Raw genomic sequence first — 16,680 nt, 5'->3', positions numbered from 1 at the left:
CCCCTTGTGCTTCGACGCCTCCATGCCTGACGCAGTCCGCCACCGGCACGCGACGCTGCGCACCATGTAAGCACCGGTCCCGGTTGCGCCGCAAGATCATCGATCGCCCCCGTCGAGGAATCGCCCGACGATCGGGCCGATCACCGCGAGCGCCTCGGCGGTGGTGAGCCGGTTGTGCGGGTGGTCGACGGGGTGCGCGTGCACGGTGCCGGAGATGTAGCGGTCCCACGGGGTTCCCGTGTCCACGGTTCCGCCCTCCGCCGCGATGTACACGAGGTCGCCGTCGAACGCCTCGGGTCGGTAGTCCTGACCGAGACCGATCGTGTGCACGTAGTCGTCGTAGATCCGGCGGAGATCGTCGGCGGTCAGCGTGGCGTACGCACCACCGTCGGCGTGGAGCAACTGCTCCGCCCGTTCGGGGCTGAGGTCGTCGTCGACGTTCTCCACGGATTCGATGCCCGCGAACTCCGCGAACAGCGTCCCGAGGCTCGGCGTGCCCGCCCCCTCCGGCGTCGAGTCACGGGTCTGGGTGTCGAGCATGATCAGCGTCCCGACCTCCTCGCCGAGAGCGCGCAGGCGCACCGCCATCGCGTGGGCGATCGCACCGCCCACCGAGTATCCGAGGAGGTGGTACGGACCGTGCGGCTGCACCTGTCGGACCAGGTCGACGTAGCGCCGGGCCAGTTCGACCATCGACGGTGACGGCGGCACGCCGACGGTCATCCCGGACGACTGGATCCCGTAGACGGGACGGCCGTTGGTGACGTACGGGATCAGGCCGGTGTAGCACCAGGTCAACCCGATCGCCGGATGGACGCAGATCAGCGGTTCTGCACCGTCGCCCGAGCGCATCCGCACCAACTGATCCGTCGACGGCCCGCCGCCGCCGTCGAGTCGCGCGGCGATCGCCGCGGGGGTGGGATCGCTGACGACCCACTGCATCGGCAGCGCCCGGCCCAGCCGCGACTGCACCTCGGCGACCACCCGGACCGCGCTGAGCGAGTTGCCGCCGAGTTCGAAGAAGCTGTCGTCGATGCCGACGCGCTCCGCGCCGAGGACGTCGGCGAACACGTCGACCAGCACGTGCTCGACGTCGGTCCCGGGCGGCCGGTAGGCGCCGGTGGTGAACACCGGGTCCGGCAGCGCCTCCCGGTCGAGTTTGCCGTTGGAGTTCATCGGCACGGTGTCGAGGATCGTGATCGCGGACGGCACCATGTACACCGGCAGCGAGGTGGCCGCGAATTTCTTGAGCGCGGCCGGGTCGAGGTCGCAGCCGGGCGCGAGGCGGACGTAGGACACCAGGACGGTCTCGCCGTTGGGGGCCTCGTGCCCCAGCGACACGGCGAACTCGACGTCGGGGTGCGCGATCAGCGCGGCGTCGACGTCACCGACCTCGATGCGCAGCCCCCGGATCTTGATCTGGAAGTCGGTGCGCCCGACGTACTGCAGACCGGACCTGCCCGCGCGGCGCACGAGATCGCCGGTTCGGTACATCCGCGACCCGGGAGGCCCGAAGGGATTGGCCACGAACCGTTCCGACGTCAGCGACGCCTTGCCGCGATAGCCGCGCGCCAGGCAGGGGCCGAAGAGGTACAGCTCCCCCTCCGTCCCGTCGGCCACCGGACGCAACCAGCAGTCGAGCACCACAGCCCCCACCCCGGACCGGGCGACCGGCCCGCCCATCGTGATCGGTTCACCGGACGCCAGTGCGCCGCTGGCGGTCACGCACACCGTGCACTCGGTCGGCCCGTACGCGTTGAGCAGCACCGTCCTGTGCGCCCACTCGTCCACCAGTTCCGCCCCGAACAACTCGCCGCCGATCTCGGCGACCTCCACGTCGGGCAGCGACCGCGGGTCCAGGGTTCCGCACACCGCCGGGGTGACGAGCAGATGGGTGACGCGCTCGTCCCGGGCGAACCGTTCCAGTTCCGCACCGGCGTAGACGTCCGGCGGGGCCACGACCAGCGTCGCGCCGGCCCCGAACGCGAGGACGAGTTCGAGGATCGACACGTCGAAGCTCGGCGAACACACGTGCAGGATGCGGGATTTCGGCGTCACACCCTGATGGTCGATCTGCGCGGACGTGAGCGCCGGCAGCCCGGTGTGGGTCACCACGACCCCCTTCGGTGCGCCCGTCGACCCGGAGGTGTAGATCAGGTATGCCGGATCGGTCGCGCGGACCGGGTGGATGCGCTCGCCGTCGTGGATCGGCCGCGCCGACCAGTGGCCGAGGTCCAGTTCGTCGAGCGCCAGCCAGTCGAGCGCCCCCGGCAACCCGTGGTCGCCGTTCGCGGTCAGCCCGACCGAGGCGGCGCAGTCGTCCAGCATGTACTCGATGCGTCCGCCGGGCAGTTTCGGGTTGATCGGCACGGGCGCCGCGCCGCTCTTCACGACCGCCCAGGTGGCGGTGACGGAGTCCGCGGAGCGCGGTATCGCTACCGGCACGAAGTCTTCCGGACCCACCCCGCGCGCGATCAGTGCGCGCGCCAGGCGGGTCGACCGTTCGTCGAGTTCCCGGTAGGTGGTGTCGGTTCCGCACCAGCGCAACGCGGTCGCGGCCGGGTCGAGCGCCGCTCCCGCCTCGAGGATCTCGACCCACGTTCGGTCCGGACCCGGGTCCGCCGTCGCGATCTCGACCAGTTCCGTGCGGCCCTCCTCACCGACGACGTCGATGCGGCCGACGGGGGTGGCCGGGCGGTGCGCGACAGTCTCCACGATCCGCGCCAGTCGCCGCGCGATGTCGACGACGGCGGCCGGGTCGATCGCGTCGGGTGCGTACCGCAGGACCAGATGCAGGCGGGTGTCCTCGAACGCCTTGAGCGACAACGGGTAGTGGGTGGAGTCGTGTCCGGCGAGCGACGTGGTGCGCAACCCGGTGCGCTCGGTGAGGCGGGCGAGTGCCTGCATGTCCATCGGGTACGACTCGAAGACCATCGCCGTGTCGAAGAGTCCCCCGAACCCGGCGGCCTGCTGGATCGCGGTGAGACCGAGGTACTCGTGCGGCATGAGTGCGGCCCGTTCGGCCTGCAACCGACCGAGCAGGTCGCGGATCGACTCCCGAGGATCGAGGCGCGCCCGGACCGGGACCGTGTTGATGAACAACCCGACCATCGATTCGATACCGCGCACGGCGGGCGTGCGCCCGGAGATCGTGGTGCCGAACACGACGTCGGTGCCGGCCGTCATCTGGCCGAGCAGGATTCCCCAGGCCGCCTGCAGCACGGTGTTGACCGTGACGCCGGCCTTCTCGGCGGTGCGTCCGAGCGCGGTCGCGGTGGAATCGTCCATCGGCACGGTCTCGCTGGCCGTGGCCGACAACTGCCGTCCCGCGGCGTGCGGTGCCACCAGCGTCGGCCCGGACAGACCGGACAGGGCCGCCGCCCACGCACCTTCCGCGGCCGCGGTGTCCCGCGCGGCGCACCACTCGAGGTAACCGCGGTACGAGGCGGGCGCGCGGTCGAGGGGCCGACCACCGGTGAGGTAGAGGTCGAACAGATCGGCCACGAGCAGCGGCATCGACCAGCCGTCCAGCACGATGTGGTGGTTCGTGATCACCAGTCGGCTGCGTCCGCCGCCGAGGTCGATCAGCAGGAAGCGGATCAGCGGCGTCTCCCGCATGTCGAAGTGGATCTCGCGATCGCGCGCGATCAGTTCCTCGGCCTGGTCCGCGGTCGCGGTCAGCGTCGACCAGTCGAGGGGCACGTGCCCGAGGGACAGTTGGACGATCGTTCCGTCGTCCCGGTGGTCGAACACCGTCCGCAGGTTCTCGTGCCGGTCCATCAGCGCCTGCGCCGCGGCCGCCAACCGCGACTCGTCCACCCCGCCCGCGAGATCGACGATCAACTGCACGTGGTAGGCGTCCACCTCCTGTTGCGCGAGCAGCGCATGGAACAGCAGCCCCTCCTGGAGGGGGGTGAGCGGCCATACGTCCACCACACCGGGATGCGTTGCCTCCCAACGGTCGATCTCGGGCTGCGTCGCGGTGACCCAGTCCAGGTCCGACGGCGTCAGCCCGCCGCTGCCGGGGGCCGCCACGTGTTCTGCGAGGGCGCGAACCGCGCGCTGCCACAGCGCAGCGAACTCCTCGGCCGCATCGGCGTCGAGGATCTCGGGTACGTACCGGATCGCGGCACACAGCCTCGGGCCGTCCGCCTGGTCCTCGACGTAGGCGTCGATCGCGAGCGGGCACGGCACCGGCCCCTGACTCTCGCGTTCGACGACCGTGTCGGGTCCACCGGACCCGATGGCCCAGCCCGCGGTCCGATCCCCCGACAGTCGCCCGAGATAGTTGACCGCGACCTGCGGGTCCTCGAACGCGGCGAGTGTGCGCGCGGTGTCCGGATTGAGGTGGCGCAGCAGGCCGTAGCCGATTCCGTGCTGCGGCACCGCCCGCCACTGTTCCTTGACCGCGTCGAGCGCCGCGCCGGCGCCCGGCCCGGCCGCGTACGCGTCGTCGACGTCGACACCGGCCAGATCGACACGGACCGGGTACGCAGTGGTGAACCACCCGACGGTGCGGGACAGGTCGGCGCCGGGCAGGGTCTGTTCCTCGCGGCCGTGTCCCTCGACGGACACCACGATGCTCGAACGCCCGGTGCTCCACCGCTCCCAGCAGGTTGCCGCCATCGCGGTCGCGCACAGCACCACATCGGCGGGGGTCGCCCGGAACGCCGCGGGCAGTCGCGCCAGGAGGCCCTGCGTGACGTCGGCGGGGATCCGCACGGCCACCTGTTCGGCGGTGACGTCGACGTCGGGATCGAACCGTCGCGCGCCGAGCACCGGATCGGCGGGCACCAAGGTGTCCGTCCACCAAGGCAGTTCGGCGACGACGTCCGGAGATTCCGCGGCCGCGCGCAACCCGTGCGCCCACGTCCGCATCGATGTGCCGACGCCGGGCAGGTCCGGCGTCTCGCCGCGGCGCACGCGTTCGCACGCCGACACCAGGTCCGAGAGCAGGATCCGCCACGACACGCCGTCGACCGCGAGGTGATGGATCGCCACCGCGAGCCTCCCGGCGCGCCCGGGTCCGGCGTCGCACCACGCCACCTGGACCATCACCCCGGCCGCGGGATCGAGTCGGCTCACCGACGCCGCCCGCTCCCATGCGGCGACCGCGTCGACGTCGGCCTCGTCCGGGACCTGGGAGCAGTCGACACGGCGCACGCGGGTGGCCGCGTCCACGGCGCCGGGATCGGGCACCACCAGACGCATACCCGAACCCGATCCGACCCGGACCGACCGCAGCATGTCGTGCCGATCGAGCACCGCCTGCAGCGCGGCGATCAACTGCGCACCGGACATCTCCGCGGGAATCGTCACGGTGAGCGACTGCGAGAAGCGATCCCACGCGCCGGGGCGACCGGCCAGCCAGCGGACTATCGGCGTCGGTTCGACGGGTCCGATCCCGCCACCGTCGATCTCGTCGAGCACCGCGGGGCGACCCTGGTCCGCCCCGCCGGCGGCCACCACGGCGAGACGCTCGACGGTCGGGTGCTCGAACACGTCCTGCGGTGCGAACGCGATCCCGGCGTCGCGCGCCCGAGACACCAACTGGATCACCATGATCGAGTCTCCACCGAGGGCGAAGAACGATTCGTCCGCCGCGACAGTGGGCACGCCGAGGACCCCGGCGAACAGGCCGGCGAGTTGTTCCTCGACCGCGCCGGTAGGGCTTCGGCCCCGCCCCGAGAACGCCGCGAAATCCGGTTCCGGAAGCGCCTTGCGGTCCACCTTGCCGTTCGCGGTCACGGGCAGTTCGTCGAGTATCACCACGGCCGCGGGCACCATGTACGACGGCAGCATCCGGTCGACGCCGTCACGAACGTCCAGCGGGTCGAGCGTACGTCCGGCGGTCGGCACCACGTACCCGATCAGCCGGTCGTCCGCGCCGCGCTCGCCGCGCTGCGAAACGACGACGGCCTGCTCGACACCGTCGCACCGCAGCAGCGCGGACTCGATCTCACCGAGTTCGACCCGGAAGCCGCGGACCTGGACCTGGAAGTCGCTGCGGCCCAGCAGTTCCAGCCTCCCGTCGGTGCCGCGTCGGCCGAGATCCCCCGTGCGGTACATCCGCCGGCCGGTGCCGCCGATCTCGGCCACGAACCGGGACGCGGTGAGGCCCGGCCGGCCGAGGTACCCGCGCGCCACCTCGACGCCGGCGAGGTAGATGTCGCCGACGACACCGACCGGGACGGGGTGCAGGCGGGTGTCGAGGACGTGCACGCGGACACCGGGCAGGGGGTGGCCGATCCCACCGGCGACCGTCTCCGTGAGGGTGTCGGCGGTGAGCGCGGCGGAGCTGTCGATGACGGTGGCCTCGGTGACGCCGTACATCTCGAAGACCGGCGCGTGGTCCGGCGACCGACGGTCGTACCAGCGGGCAACCTGTTCGCGCGCGAGTTCCTCACCGCCGACGAACACGTACCGCAGCGGGAGGTCCGCGGTGTGCTGCGCCCCGACCAGCTGGTAGAACGACGCGGGCGTCTGGTTGAGCACGGTGACGGCCTCGCGGTGCAGCAGGTCGACGAAGTCGTCGGGGGATCGCGCGACCTCCGGATCGACGATCACCGTCGTCGCACCGTCCGAGAGGGGACCCCACACCTCCCACACCGAGACGTCGAACGCGAAGGAGTGGAACATCGTCCAGGTGTCGGTGGCGCGGAGGTCGAAGACCGTGTGCGCGTTCACCAGCAACGACACCACGCTGCGATGCGACACCTGCACGCCCTTGGGCCGCCCGGTGGAGCCCGACGTGTAGATGACGTACGCGGTGTTGTCCGGGTGCAGCGGCGCGACGCGATCCGCATCGGTGGGCATGTCCGCGGACGCCGCACCCAGCTCGCCGCGGAAGCCTGCGTCGTCGAGGAGCACGATCGGGGCCGCGGGCCCGCCGAGCGCGTCGACGGAGTCGACGGTCGTCAGCACGCATGCCGGCGCGGCCTCGCCGAGCACCAGCGCGATGCGCTCGGCCGGCCAGCCGAGGTCCACCGGGAAGTAGGCGGCGCCGGCGAGGGTGGCCGCGACGATCGCGACGATCGTGTCGGTCGATCGCGGCAGCGCCACCGCCACCACGGAGTCGGGTCCGGCGCCGCGGACGGCCAGGGCCCGCGCGAGCCGGCTCGACCGGGCGGCCAACTCCGCGTACGTCAGCCGGTCCGTCCCGTGGACGACGGCGACCTCGTCGGGATGTGCCGCGACGGCGCGGCCGAACACGTCCGCGAGTGTCCCCTCCGGCGCGCCGGCCTCGTCCGGGCCGCCGACCTCGAGTGCCGCACGATCGGCGGCGGTGAGCAGCCCGATGTCCCCCACCGGGCCGTGCGGGTCCGTAGCGGAGGCAACCAGGATCCGGCGCAGCCGCTCGGCGAATCCGCGGACCGTCGGCTCGTCCCACAGGTCGGTGGCGTAGGTGAGGTCGAAACGCATCCCGCCGGGAGCTCCGTCCGGCGTGAAGGATTCCGTCACACTCAGCTGCAGGTCGAACTTCGAGACGGCGAGGTCGTACTCGAGCGGCTCGACCTCGAGCCCGGGCAGCTGCAGGTAGCCGGACATGTCGGTGCGGTACTCGACGAGCACCTGGAACAGCGGCGCGTACGACGTCGAGCGGGCGGGTGCCAGTTCGTCGACCAGCCGCTCGAACGGCAGGTCGGTGCGGGCGAACGCCGCGAGGTCCGCCTCCCGCACCACCGTCAGCAGGTCCCCGAACCCCGCGCCCGGATCCACCGGCGTCCGCAGCACGAGGGTGCCGACGAACATGCCGACCACGTCGTCGAGCCCGGCCTCGCCGCGCCCGGACACCGGGGTGCCGATCACGACGTCTCCGGAACTCGACAGCCGCGCGACGAGCACGGCCAGCGCGGTGTGCGCGAGCATGAACATCGTGGCGTTGCCGTGTCGCGCCACGTCGACGAGCCGTGCGTGGATCGCGGCGTCGACGTCGAAACCCACTGCGGCGCCGCGGAAGGACTGCCGGGGCGGACGCGGTCGATCCGTCGGCAGCGGGACGACGTCGGGAATGCCGGCGAGGGCGTCGCGCCAGTAGTCCAGCTGCGCGTGGTACAGCGATTGCGGATCGTCGGGGTCGCCGAGCAGCTCACGCTGCCACAGCGCGAAGTCGACGTACTCGACCGCCGGCGGCGCCCACTCGGGCGCCCGGCCCCGGCGCCGGGATTCGTACGCGCGCATGACGTCCCGCGCGAGAGTGCGCATCGAGAACCCGTCCGCGGTGATGTGATGGGCGACGACCGCCAGGACGTGCTCGGAGCCGGACACCCGCATCAGCCGAGCCCGCAGCGGCACCTCGCGGCTCACGTCGAATCCCGCCTCCGCCAGCCGCAGCAGGTGGCCCGGCAGGTCCGCGGCCAGCACCGACACCGACTCGGCGCGCGGGCCGTGTTCGGGGTCGACGATCAGCTGGGCGGGGGTGCCGTCGACGACCGGGTACATCGTGCGCAGCGTCGAGTGCCGGGCGACGACGTCGCCGACCGCGGCGATCAACGCCCGCTCGTCGAGGTCGCCGCGCAGGCGCACCGCCATGACGATGTTGTAGGCGGGCGAGGCGGTGTCGAGTTGGTTGATCGACCACATCCGCAGCTGCGCCGAAGACAGCGGCAACACGGCGGGCCGGTCGTACGCGCGCAGCACCGGGCGGTGCGCGCCGCCGGGGCCGCGTTCCCGCACGCGCGCGGCCAGCCCGCGGACGGTGGGGGCCTCGAAGATCGCGCGCACGTCGAGGTCGGTGTCCAGCGCCGCGTCGAGGCGCCGGGTGACCCGGGTGGCCATGAGCGAATTGCCCCCGAGGTCGAAGAAGCTGTCGTCCGGCCCGATTCGGTCGACGCCCAGTACCGCGCACAGGTGCTCGGCGACGATCCCCTCGATCGGGGAGAACGCGACCGCGTCCGCCGAGCCGACGGGGAAGTCGGGCGCCGGCAGCGCCTTCTGGTCGAGCTTGCCCGACGGCGTCAGGGGCACCTCGCCGATCGGCACGATCAACGCCGGAACCATGTGCGCAGGTAGCCGGTCGGCGAGGTGGCGGAGCAGTTCCTCGGGCTCTACGGCCGGGTCGTCGCCGGGGCGGACGTACGAGACGAGCACGGTCTCCCCCGACGGCGCGGTCCGGCCGAGGGTGGCCGCGAACTCCACCCCCGGATGGTCCGCCAGTGCCGCGTCGATCTCGCCCAGTTCGATGCGGAATCCGCGCACCTTCACCTGGAAGTCGCTGCGACCCAGGTACTCCAGCGTGAGGTCGTCGCGCCACCGCACGATGTCACCGGTCCGGTACAGCCGGTCGCCGGGCAGCGTGCCCTCGTCCTCCCCGGTCGGATGGTCGGTGGCGGCGACGAACGGGCTCGCGACGAACCGTTCGGCGGTCAGTCCCGGGCGGCGGTGGTAACCACGTGCGATGGCGGGCCCACCCAGGTACAACTCGCCGGGCATCCCGATCGGCACCGGTTGCAGGCGCGCGTCGAGCACCAGTTCCACGAACCCCAGGGTGGGTCCGCCGATGGTGATCGGGTCGTCGGGCAGGAGCGGTCCGGCGATGTTGGACATGATCGTGCCCTCGGTGGGCCCGTACGCGTTGAACATGCTCCGCCCGGCGGCCCACCTCCCCACCAGTTCCGGCGGGCACGGCTCCCCCGCCACGGCGAGCGAGCGCAGACCCTCGAGGCCGTCCGGCCGCATCGACCCCAGGACGCTGGGCGTGAAGAACGCGTGCGTCTCCCGCGCGTCGGCGAGTTGGCGGGCGAGGTCCTCGCCGCCGTACACGTCGGGCGGCGCGATCACCAGGTGGGCGCCGGACCCGAACGCCATGAGCAGTTCGAACACCGACGCGTCGAAGCTCGGCGACGTGAACTGGGAGACCCGCGCCTCGGAGGTGACCGCGAGGTTCTCCCGTTCCGCGGCAACGAGGTTCGCGAGCCCTCGGTGGGTGAGGACGACGCCCTTCGGGATCCCGGTCGATCCCGAGGTGTAGATCAGGTAGGCGGGGTTGTCGATCCGCAGCGACGCGGTGCGGTCCGCGTCGTCGATCGGCCGCGGCGCGATACCCGCCAACTCGGTACCGCACTCGTCGGAGTCGAGTTCGCGCCAGGACGCCTTGTCGGACAAACCCTCCCGCCACCGGTGCACGGTCAGCCCGACGCGGGCGCCCGAATCGTCCAGCATGTGCTCGATCCGCTCCTGCGGGTACGTCGGGTCCACGGGCACGAACGCCGCGCCGGTCTTGGCGACCGCCCAGACGGCCTCCACGAAGTCGAGCGAACGGGTCAGCCCCAGGGCGACGACTTCCTCGGGCCCCACCCCGTCGTCGATCAGCAGTCGCGCCAACCGCGTCGAGCGGGTGTCGAGGTCCCGATAGGTCAGCGATGTCGGGCCGCACGTCACCGCCGGCGCGTCCGGGTCGATCCGGGCCGCGTCGGCCAGGATGCCCGGCAGGGTGCGGTGGCGTCGGCCGGGCCGCCCGTGCACCGGGGCGAGCCGGGTGTAGTCGGCGTCCGACAGCAGCCGCAGCCGGGCCAGCGTCCGGTTCGGGTCGGACGCGATGGCCTGCAGCACCCGCTCGAGACGATCCGCCACGGCGTCGATCTCGCGCCGGTCGAACAGCGCGGGCGCGTAGTCGATCCGGATCTGCAGTCCGCCGTCGACCGACGCCGCGAGCGCCAACGGGTAGTGCGTCGCATCGTGGACCGCCACGTCGATCACCCGCATCCCGGCGATGTCGGTGTCGGAGGTGAGCCCGCCGCGGTCGACCGGGTACGACTCGAACACCGTGATGGTGTCGAACAGTGCCGCGGCGCCGGTCGCGCGTTCGATGTCGGCGAGACCGACGTGTTCGTGGTCGAGCATCGACGCCTGGTCGGCGTGGCAGCGGTCGAGCAGTTCGCCGAGCGTCTCGGCCGGGTGCAGGACCACCCGGATCGGGACGGTGTTGATGAACAGCCCGACCATGTCCTCGATGCCGTCGATCTGCGGTGGCCGTCCCGACACGATCGCACCGAACACCACGTCGTCACGTCTCGTCCACGCCCCCAGCACGATTGCCCACGCCACCCGCACGATGGTGCTCATGGTGACGCCGCGTTCACGCGCGACCGCGTCGAGCCGCTCCGTCTCGGCCTCGGTGAGCAGCAGTCGCTCGGGGCGCGGCACGGTCGGCAGCGGGCGGCCGTGTCCCGGGGGTCCGAGCAGGGTGGGCTCGTCGACGCCGGCCAGCGCCTCCACCCAGTGCGCCGTGGACGCCGCCCGGTCGATCGTGCCGAGCCACGACAGGTAGTTCGCGTAGGACGCCGACACCGGCACGTCGTGCACGTCCGCGGCGGCGTAGAGCGCGAGCAGTTCGCGCACCAGCAGCGGGACCGACCACCCGTCGACGAGGATGTGGTGGTAGGTGAGCACGAGGCGATACGCGTCGTCCCCGGTGCGGATCAGCATGGCCCGCAGCAGCGGCGCCGTCGCCATGTCGAAGCGGCGCGCACGATCCTGGTCCAGCACGCGGCCCACCTCGGCCGGATCACGCAGATCCGCCACGGTCCAGGGCAGTTCGACACGGCGCGGAACGAGTTGCAGCGGATCGCCGTCCGGCCCGGTCGTGAACGCGACCCGGAGGATGTCGTGCCGGTCCAGCAGCGCCTGCACCGAGCGCCGCATGTGATCGCCGTCGACACGGCCGCGGAGGTCGAGGACGAGTTGGACCAGGTACGGGTCGTCCGTGTCGCCCGCCAGTTCGGTCTGGAACAACAGTCCCGCCTGCAACGGCGACACCGGCCAGACCTCGGACAGCCCCGGACACGTCGCCTCGAGCTGTTCGACGGCCTCCTGGTCCAGCTGCACCAGCGGCAGATCCGACGGCGTCAGGCCGCCCGCGCCCGGCCGCGCGGCCGCCGTCACCAGCGCCCGGCACGCCGTCCGCCACAGGTCCGCGAGTTCCTCGACGTCGCGCGCGTCGAGGACGCCGGTCGGATACGCGAACGAGGCCCGCAGCGTCGGCCCGGATTCGGTGTCGACGGTGATCAGGTTGATGTCGAGCACGGCGGCGGCGGGCAGGGACGGGTCGGCGGTCGCGCCCAGGTCGCCCAGTTCGTCGACCGGCAGCCAGTCCCCCCGGTCGCCGTCCGCGGCAACCGCCGTCCGGCCGAGATAGTTGACGCTGATCTGTGGTGCGGGCCGATCCCCGAGGCGGCCGATCGCGGCGCCGTCGCCGAGGTAGCGCAGCGCGCCGTAGCCGATGCCGTGGTCGGGCGCCTCCCGCAACTGTTCCTTGACGAGCTTGAGCGCTTCTTCCGCGGCGGGCCCGCCGTCGAACGCGGCGTCGAGGTCGACGCCCGTCAGGTCCAACCGGACGGGATGGGTGGTGGTGAACCAGCCGACCGTGCGCGACACGTCCGCGCCGGGGATCACCTGCTCCTCGCGACCGTGCCCCTCGAGCGTGCAGAGGCAGGCGCAGGTGGGGGTGCCGCGACGTCGACGCCACCGCGCCAGCGCCAGCGCCAGCCCGGTGACGACGGCGTCGTCGACACCGCCGTTCACCGTCTCCGGCACGGAGGTCGACATCGCCTCGCCGACGTCCTCGGGAAGGTCGACGACCATGCTGGCGAGCGTGCCGGTGAGATCGACGGTCGGGTCCAGTGCGCGTCGCCCGAGGATCGGGTCTGCCTCCGCGAGCACGCCTTGCCAGTAGCGGATCTCGGCGGTGCGCTCCGGCACGTCACGCCCGGCCCACTCGGCGAGCGCGCGCGCCCACGTGCGCATCGAGGTGCCCACCGCCGGCAGGCGCGGTCGGCGCCCGGACTCCACCTGCCGCCACGCCTCCGCCAGGTCCGGCAGCAGGATCCGCCACGACACCCCGTCGACCACCAGGTGGTGGATCACCAGCAGGAGGCGGCCCGGGCGGTCCGCACCGAGGTCGAACCACACCGCCTGGACCATGCGTCCGGACTCGGGGTCGAGTCGGTCCGCGGCTTCGTCCCGGGCCGCACCGAGCGCCCCGGTGAGGCCGACCTCGCCGCTCGGCTCGATCCGACGGAGCACGTCGGTCGCCACGACCGATCCCGCCCCGGGTACCTCGAATCCCCCACCGTCCGGGACGAATCGGGCCCGGAGCATGTCGTGGTGATCGAGAACGGCCTGCACCGCACCGACGAGGTGGTCCCACGCGATCCCGGCCGGCACCGCGACGCAGACCGACTGCGCCAGCCGCGACCACGGCCCACCACGTTCGACGAGCCACCGCACGATCGGTGTCGGCGCCACCGCCCCGACCCCGCCGCCGGGCAGTTCCTCGAGTGTCGCGCCGGGCGCCTCGACCGTCGTGGCCACCGCCGCCAGCCCCGCCACGGACAGGCGCTCGAACACGTCGTGCGGCGTCAGCGACAATCCGGCCTCCCGGGCCCGGGACACCAGTTGGATCGCCATGATCGAATCGCCACCGAGGGCGAAGAACGACTCCTCCGCGGTCACGGCGTCGATGCCGAGCACCTGCGCGAACAAGCGGGCGAGCGCTTCCTCGACCGGACCGGCCGGCGCCCGCCCCGATCCGATGGACGCCCCGAAGTCCGGCTGCGGCAACGACTTACGGTCGACCTTGCCGTTGACGGTCAGCGGCAGGTGGTCGAGCACCATCACCGCGGCGGGCATCATGTACGGCGCGAGGACGCCACCGGCGTGCGCGCGCACCGACTGCGGGTCGAGGACGATCGCCGGTTCCGGCACCACGTACGCCACCAGTCGCACCGGTTCGCCCGGCGCCCGATGCGGAACGACCACCGCGTGCGCGACGCCCGGGCACCGGGCGAGCGCCCACTCGATCTCGCCCGGTTCCACCCGGAAGCCGCGAACCTGGACCTGGAAGTCGCTGCGACCGAGGAACACCAGGCGCCCGTCGGCGTCCCACCGGGCGAGGTCGCCCGACCGGTACAGGCGGGCGCCGTCGGTCGAGAACGGATCGGCGACGAACCGGGCGGCCGTCAGCCCGGGACGCCGTCCGTAGCCGCGGGCGACCTGCGGGCCGCCGGCATAGATCTCGCCGACCACGCCGACCGGGACCGGGCGCAGTCGCCGGTCGAGGAGATGCAACCGCACCCCGGGCAGACCGCGGCCGACGACGTTGCCCGGAGACTCGGCCGACGCCGGATCCATCGCGAGTCCGGTGAGGAAGACCGTCGTCTCGGTGATGCCATAGACACTCACCAGAGCGGACACCCCGTCGTCGTGCCGCCCGAGCCACGGCACCATCCGCCGCTGGTCGCAGTCGTCGCCGCCGACGAACACCCGCCGCAGATCCGCCAGTGGGCGGTCGCTCGCCTGCTCGGCGTCCACGAGTTGCAGGAACGCCGCGGGGGTCTGGTTGAGGACGCTCACGTGCTCGCGCGACAACAGCGCGGCGAACGCGTCCGGCGCGCGGGCAGTGGCGCGGTCGACCACGACGACGGCGCCGCCCGAGGTGAGCGCACCCCAGATCTCCCACACCGAGAAGTCGAACGCGAACGAGTGGAACATGGTCCAGACGTCGTCGGCGGTCGTCCCGAACGCCGCGTGCGCGTTCACCAGCAGCGCCGTCACGCTGCGGTGGCTCACCTGCACCCCCTTGGGCCGCCCGGTCGATCCGGAGGTGTAGACGGTGTACGCGAGGTGCTCCGGGCGCAGCGGACGGAGGCGCTCGGCATCCGGCACCGGTGCCGGCGACAACGCTTCGAGCGCGGCCCGGGTGTCGGGGTCGTCGAGGACGACGACCGGGACGGCGCCCACGTCCAGTTCTTTCGCGAACGCCCCGGTGGTGACCACACAGGACACCTCGGCGTCGGCGAGCACGTAGTCGCGGCGCGGCGCGGGCGTGCCGGCCTCGACCGGTACGTAGCCGCCGCCCGCGGTGAGGACCGCCAACAGCGCGACGATCAACTCCTCGGACCGGTCGAACACCACCCCGACCGCCGACTCCGGCCCCACGCCCGACGCAATCAGTTGCCGAGCAAGACGATTCGCGCGCGAAGCCAGCTCGGCGTAGGTCAGCCTGCGGTTGTCCGACACGACGGCGACCCGGTCCGGGGTGCGCGCGGCCCGGCGCGCGACGAGGTCCGGCAGTGTCTGCTCGACGATCGTCCCGGGGACGTTCCACGACGCGAGTTGCGCGGCCGTCTCGACGTCGTCGACGATCGGCAGGTCCCCGACGGGTGTGTCCGGCTCCGCGGTGAGCAACCCGTCCAGCAGCCGCGTGAACCTGCCGTAGTGGATCCGCAGCGTCTCGTCGTCGTACAGCCGCGGATTGGCCTTGAAGTCGAGGCGGATCGTCCCGTCGGGGCCGTATCGGTAGACGTTGACGAGCAGATCCTCGATGGGTCCGGAGGAGAGCACCTCGAGCGACGTCCGCGTCGCGGCGAGGCGCAGCTCGTCGGGGAACATCATCAGGTTCAGCAGCGGGCCCGCGAACCCCCGGCCGGTTCCCCGTTCGCCGCGGTCCCGACGCAGATCCTCGTGCCGGTAGCGCTGGTGGCGCAGCGCGCCGGACAGCGCGCGGGTCACGTCCGCCACGAGTTCCGACACCGTCGTCCGGATGCCGACCGTCACCCGCAGCGGTACGACGTTCGCCAGCGTCCCGCCCGACCGCCGGAGGAGCGCCGTCGTGCGGGTCGAGACCGGCAGGCTCAGGACGATGTCGTCGGTGCCGGTGTGGCGGGCGGTGTAGGCGGCGACCGATGCCGCGACCAGCGCGGCCACACTCGCGCCGTACCGTTCCTGAGCGGACTCGAGGGCCGCCGCGGTGCCGGGTTCGATCCTGCCGCCGACGTCGCGGCTCAGCGCCCGGACGGGCGCCGAGCGTTCGGCCAGACTGCACCGCTCCGGCATTCCGGAGGTGCGATCGATCCAGTAGTCGCGGTCCGCCTCCCACCGCGTGGATCCGACGTACGCGGCCTCCGCGGCGTGCACGGACTCGAGTTCGCGGGCCTGGTTGGGCGGCGGCGCGCGTCCCTCCATCGCCGCGTTGTAGAGGTCCGCCATGCGGTAGAGCACCGTTGCGGCACCGACACCGTCGAGCACGATGTGATGCGTACGCGAGTACCAGAAGTACCGATTGTCGGAGATGCGGAGCAGCGCGGACACGGCGAGCCGGTCACGCAGCGGATCCAGCGGGGCCGCCACATCGCTGCGCATCCACACGTGCGCCGCCGCCGGGGGGTCCGGCTCGTCGCGCAGATCGACCATCCTGACCGTGGTGTCGAGCCTCGGGTCGATGATCTGGTGCGGCCGCGAATCCACCATAACCAGACGAATCAGACCTGAACCGAACTCGCGGGCCGCTCGAGATGCGACCCGCGAGAGCAATTCGGCGTCGAGCCGATTCCCGTCGTCGCGGATGTCGACGTACAGCGCCACCGACATCGGCACACTCGGGTCGAGCTGCTGGGCCAACCACTGCCCCATCTGCGCGGGTGTGAGCGGAATCGGCTCCGAGTACCCCGCGGCGGGGCCGCTCAGTTCGGGCAGGCTCGAGCCGGCGTCCGTCGTGCCGGGCGCCGGTTCGACTCGAAAGGGTAGCTCCATGAGCGTGGATCGCGGCGCTGCGCGGACCGTGTGGTCGGCGCTCGGGCATCGGCCCGACGCCGTCGCCTCATTCGGGACCGGTCGAGCCGATCCACCACGTCCGAACGCCGGGTGCGTCCGACGCGGTTGGAATTGCGTCGATGTTCGTCA

1 protein-coding gene is annotated in these 16,680 nt (G+C 72.2%); it reads right to left on the bottom strand.

Annotated features, from left to right (window positions below):
* Positions 1-96 precede the first annotated feature (96 nt).
* Positions 97-16,530: an amino acid adenylation domain-containing protein gene (locus tag EGT67_RS12990; RefSeq protein ID WP_127916492.1), complete on the bottom strand. Its 16,434-nt coding sequence runs from the start codon at positions 16,528-16,530 to the stop codon at positions 97-99.
* Between the last annotated feature and the right edge of the window lie 150 nt (positions 16,531-16,680).

The sequence above is a fragment of the Prescottella agglutinans genome (assembly GCF_004011865.1).
Lineage (GTDB): Bacteria > Actinomycetota > Actinomycetes > Mycobacteriales > Mycobacteriaceae > Prescottella > Prescottella agglutinans.
The sequence above is the reverse complement of the archived record's forward strand: the minus strand, read 5'-3'. Positions and strand labels throughout refer to the sequence as shown.

Excerpts from the sequence above, each read along its gene's own strand:
- EGT67_RS12990 (WP_127916492.1), bottom strand. The coding sequence starts at position 16,530 with ATGGAGCTACCCTTTCGAGTCGAACCGGCGCCCGGCACGACGGACGCC.